This window comes from Sulfitobacter sp. HI0129 (genome assembly GCF_001635395.1).
In the GTDB taxonomy this organism is placed as follows: domain Bacteria; phylum Pseudomonadota; class Alphaproteobacteria; order Rhodobacterales; family Rhodobacteraceae; genus Sulfitobacter.
Window position 1 is genome coordinate 1 of sequence record NZ_LWGH01000415.1, and the last position, 4,224, is coordinate 4,224.

A 4,224-nucleotide genomic window follows, 5' to 3' on the forward strand; every position below is an offset into this window, starting at 1 on the left:
GTCCTGTCGAACTTCATCCGCAACGTGTCAGAAACCCTGCGCGGCAAAGAGGCCGAGGCGCAGCGCCTGCGGGAAAGCAACGCCGAAACCTTCGTCCGTATGTCGACCCTCTTCGCCGAGGCAAAGCGCATCGACCTCGTGGCCCGCCGCCGCCGCGAGTCGGAGCTTCGCACCCGTGACCGCGCAGAAACCGCCGCCCGCAACGAAGCCTTCCTTTCGATCTGGATCGAAGATCAGGAAAACGGGCGCTAACACCTCCACCGCCAGGCCTGCGCAAATCCGAAACCATCCGCGCGCTGTCGGCGTTAAGCGGATGACGATCCTTTTTACCTGTGGTTCTATGGGGTAACGCCCCCCTCCCGGGACGGTGGGGGTCGATCCAGTGTGGTGAGGGTATCAGTTGGCAAGCAGTCTCGACGGTCTTTATTGCGGGCCCGCCCCGGTGCCGGATGCGCTGTGGACGCGCTGGAACCTTGATCCGTGGCTGCTGGTGATGCTGGCCGTTCTGGCGCTCGTCTTCGCGCGAAACGGGCGGGGGCTTGCGGCGGTGGGCGTGCTTGCCATCGCGTTTGTCTCTCCGCTCTGCGCGCTGTCCTCGGCTCTCTTCGCGGCACGGGTGGCGCATCACGTGCTGCTCGTGGCGGTCGCCGCACCGCTGCTGGCGCTGGCATGGCCCGCACGGCGCGGGGGCGGCTCCCTGCCGCTGGCCTTTGCCGTCTCCACCGCGATCCTGTGGTTCTGGCACGCGCCGCCCGCCTATGACCGCGCCCTCGCGCATATGGGTCTCTACTGGGTCATGCAGTTTACCCTGCTGCTGAGCGCGCTGTGGTTCTGGCGCGCCGTCTTCGCCCCCCGCCCCCCGGTGGAGGGGATCCTCTTCATCGTCGCAGGCTTTGCGCAGATGGGGATGCTGGGCGCGCTGCTGACCTTCGCCCCCGATCCACTCTATGCCGCCCATATGACCGCCCCGTTCGACTGGGGGCTGACCCCGCTGGGGGATCAGCGGCTCGGCGGGTTGCTGATGTGGGTGCCGGCCGGGCTGCCCTACGCGGTTGCCGCGGGCCTTCTGGCGCGACGCGGCTGGGCCGGGCTACGGGGGGCCGCTGCATGAACGATCTGCTTCCCGCCCTCATCTCCCTCTTCAAGGGGGCGCATATCATGGGGCTCATCGTCTGGATCGGCGGGCTTCTCGCCCTGCCCCTGATGCTGTCGCGCCATGATCCGGCCGTCACGCAGGAACATTACCGGCTGGTCCGCCGCGCCACCCATCTGACCTATACCGGCATCGTCACCCCCGCCGCCGTCATCACCGTGGTGGCGGGCACATGGCTGATCTTCTTCCGCGAGGTTTTCGTGCCATGGCTCTATGCCAAGCTGCTCTTCGTCGGGGCGCTGGCCGCCGCCCACGCCTGGGTCGGGCATATGGTGGAACTGGTCGCCGAACGACCCGAACACCAGCGCCCGCCGAAACCCTATCTGCCGCTGGCGGCGATCCTCGTGATCGTGCTGGCGATCCTGTCACTCGTTCTGGGCAAACCCGATCTGGGCTGGATCGAAATGCCCGCATGGCTGGAACAGCCGCGCGGCCATCAGTTGCCCTTCGACGTGCCCAGCCGATAGTCGAAAACGAGCTTGCCGCCATGCCAACCCGTGAACGCCACCATAACGCCGCCCAGACCCGACAGCAGGATGCCGTAGGGCAGCACCGCCTCTTCGTAGCCATAAAGCCTGTGGCCCCAGTTGGCCCCCAACACCGCCAGAAGCGTTACGGCGAAAATCGCATGGGTCCAGGCCGCGGCGCGCGCGCGAATCCCCTTGACCAGCAGCAGCTCCGCAGTGCCCGCGAATCCCGCCAGCATCCCGAAGAGAAACCCGGTTCCCGCTGCCCAGAGCGCGGCCCGCGCCCAGAAGGCATCCGCCGTCCACCAATAGAGCACATCCGCCCCCAGGAGGCAGAAGGACAGCGCGATCGGGAAGGAAACGCTCATCGCGTGAATCGGATGGCCGTGCACCTCCACGCGGCTTTCCGTCTGGTCGAAGCCGACCTTTTCCGCGATCGGATCGGAGAAATGTTCCTGGGTCTTGTCAGTCTGTTCCGGCATCGTCTGGGCGCCTTTGCGAAAGTGGCGAGTCTGGCCATGATGTCGTTGCTGCTTGCCGGTTGCAACGGGGAGCTTTCGGTCGTCGATCCCGCCGGACCCGCCGCCCGGGCGATTGCCACCCTCTGGTGGGTGATGCTGGCCGGTGCCACCGCCATCTTCACGCTCGTCATGGTGCTCTTGTTCGGGGCCTTCCGCGCCAAGCGCACGGAAGCGCCCGAAAGCGTGCAGGAGCGGTTCTGGATCCTCGGCCTCGGCCTTGTCTTCTCGCTCGGCGTGCTGGGCGCGCTGCTTGCCTACGGCCTGCTGACGGGCGAACGGCTGATGCCCCGGGCGGGCACAGGCCTTATCCGGGTGGAGGCAGAGGCGCAGCGCTGGCAGTGGCGTTTCGCCTATCCGGGCAGCGGTGCCGCCGAAACCGAAGACGTGCTGCATATCCCCGCGGGCCGCCCCGTCGACGTGGCGATCACCAGCCGCGACGTGGTCCACAGTTTCTGGGTCCCCCGCCTCGCCGGCAAGCTGGACGCGATCCCGGGCCGCGTAAACGTGCTGCGGATCGAAGCCGACACCCCCGGCACCTACCGGGGCCTCACCGCCGAATACAACGGAACAGGCTACAGCGGCCATGTCTTTACCGTCCGGGTGCATGACGCCGAAGACTGGGCCGCCTTCCTCGAAGGGAGCATGAAATGAACGCGCTGCGCCGCCACCGGGCCTTTACCGAAATCTGGGCGTCCGAACCCGGCTGGAAGGGCTGTTTCAGCAGCGTGAGCCATTCCGACCTTGGGCGGATGTTCCTCATCGTGTCGTTCTTCTTCTTCCTCGTGGGGGGCGTGCTGGCGATGCTGATCCGCGCCCAGCTGGCGACCCCCGATTCGGCTTTCGTGGATGCAGGCGCCTTCAGCCAGTTCTTCACGATGCACGGGACCATCATGATGTTCCTCTTCGCCATTCCCACCTTCGAGGGGCTGGCGATCTACCTTTTGCCGAAGATGCTGGGCACCCGTGACCTCGCCTTTCCGCGGCTCACCGCCTATGGCTTCTGGTGCTATGTCTTCGGCGGTTCGATGTTGCTGGTGGCGCTGGTGCTGGGCATCGCGCCCGATGGCGGCTGGTTCATGTACCCCCCGCTGACCGGCCCGCTGCATTCACCGGGGATCAACACCGATTTCTGGCTGATCGGCATCACTTTCGTTGAGATTTCGGCCATCTGCGCGGCGGTCGAATTCACCGTCTCGATCCTGCGGTATCGCGCGCCCGGCATGTCGCTCGACAAGATGCCGATCTTCGCGTGGTACGCGCTGGTGACGGCGCTGATGATCCTGACGGGCTTTCCCCCGCTGATCCTCGGCTCGATCCTGCTGGAGCTTGAACGCGCCTTCGGCCTGCCCTTCTTTCAGGCGGAGCTTGGCGGCGACAGCCTGCTCTGGCAGCACCTCTTCTGGCTTTTCGGCCATCCGGAGGTCTATATCATCTTCCTGCCCGCCGCCGGGGTCATCAGCACCATCATTCCCGTGATGGCCCGAACCAGCCTGCTGGGCTACGGTTGGATCGTCGCCTCCGCCGTCGCACTCGCTTTTCTCAGCTTCGGGCTCTGGGTCCACCACATGTTCACCACCGGCATCCCGCATATGGGGCTCGCTTTCTTTTCAGCGGCCTCCACGCTGGTCGCGGTGCCCACCGGCGTGCAGGTCTTTGCCTGGATAGGGACCCTGTGGAAAGGCCGGCCGGAGCTTCACCTGCCGATGCTGCATATCCTCGGCTTTTTCGTGACCTTCGTGATCGGCGGGCTGACGGGGGTGATGGTCGCTGTCGTGCCGTTTGACTGGCAGGCCCATGACACCGCCTTCATCACCGCGCATCTGCACTATGTGCTCTTCGGCGGCTTCGTCTTCCCGATCCTCGCGGGCATCTATTACTGGCTGCCGCTCTTCACAGGCCGAAAGCGGTTTTTCCGCATGGGAGAGACTGCATTCGCGCTCATCTTCCTTGGCTTTCACGGCACGTTTCTGGCGATGCATTGGGTCGGATTATTGGGTCAACGTCGCAGGATAGAGACATATGACGCCGAAACGGGCTGGGGTGCGATCAACTTCGCCTCTTCCGTCGGCAGCTTCATCCTCGC

At 65.3% G+C, this 4,224-nt stretch carries 6 protein-coding genes; 5 read left to right on the plus strand and 1 reads right to left on the minus strand.

Annotated features, from left to right (window positions below; genetic code table 11):
* The 3 genes from A3764_RS25145 to A3764_RS11125 all read left to right on the plus strand — a co-directional run.
* The coding region (locus A3764_RS25145; RefSeq protein ID WP_161487492.1) for a hypothetical protein at positions 1-252 on the plus strand (252 nt) is incomplete at its 5' end.
* Between the two features lie 148 nt (positions 253-400).
* Positions 401-1,111 carry a cytochrome c oxidase assembly protein gene (locus A3764_RS11120; protein ID WP_067923759.1) on the plus strand — a complete coding sequence of 237 codons (711 nt, stop codon included), beginning with the start codon at positions 401-403 and terminating at the stop codon, positions 1,109-1,111.
* The gene (locus tag A3764_RS11125; protein WP_067923762.1) at positions 1,108-1,620 is read left to right on the plus strand and encodes a CopD family protein; all 513 of its coding nucleotides are present in this window, start codon (positions 1,108-1,110) and stop codon (positions 1,618-1,620) included. Before A3764_RS11120 ends, A3764_RS11125 begins: the two co-directional genes overlap by 4 nt.
* Here A3764_RS11125 and A3764_RS11130 read toward each other — a convergent pair.
* The gene (locus A3764_RS11130; protein WP_067923765.1) at positions 1,590-2,102 is read right to left on the minus strand and encodes a DUF2231 domain-containing protein; all 513 of its coding nucleotides are present in this window, start codon (positions 2,100-2,102) and stop codon (positions 1,590-1,592) included. The two genes, A3764_RS11125 and A3764_RS11130, sit on opposite strands and share 31 nt — an antisense overlap.
* Here A3764_RS11130 and A3764_RS11135 point away from each other — a divergent pair.
* Together A3764_RS11135 and A3764_RS11140 are read left to right on the plus strand one after the other, a co-directional pair.
* Entirely contained in the window at positions 2,070-2,792 is a 723-nt protein-coding gene (locus tag A3764_RS11135; protein WP_067923767.1) for a cytochrome c oxidase subunit II, read from the plus strand. The genes A3764_RS11130 and A3764_RS11135 overlap by 33 nt on opposite strands.
* The coding region (locus A3764_RS11140; RefSeq protein ID WP_201722426.1) for a cbb3-type cytochrome c oxidase subunit I at positions 2,789-4,224 on the plus strand (1,436 nt) is incomplete at its 3' end. The genes A3764_RS11135 and A3764_RS11140, both read left to right, overlap by 4 nt.

Coding starts and splice junctions, on each gene's coding strand:
- A3764_RS11130 (WP_067923765.1), bottom strand. CDS start 2,102: ATGCCGGAACAGACTGACAAGACCCAGGAACATTTCTCCGATCCGATC.
- A3764_RS11125 (WP_067923762.1), top strand. CDS start 1,108: ATGAACGATCTGCTTCCCGCCCTCATCTCCCTCTTCAAGGGGGCGCAT.
- A3764_RS11135 (WP_067923767.1), top strand. CDS start 2,070: ATGTTCCTGGGTCTTGTCAGTCTGTTCCGGCATCGTCTGGGCGCCTTT.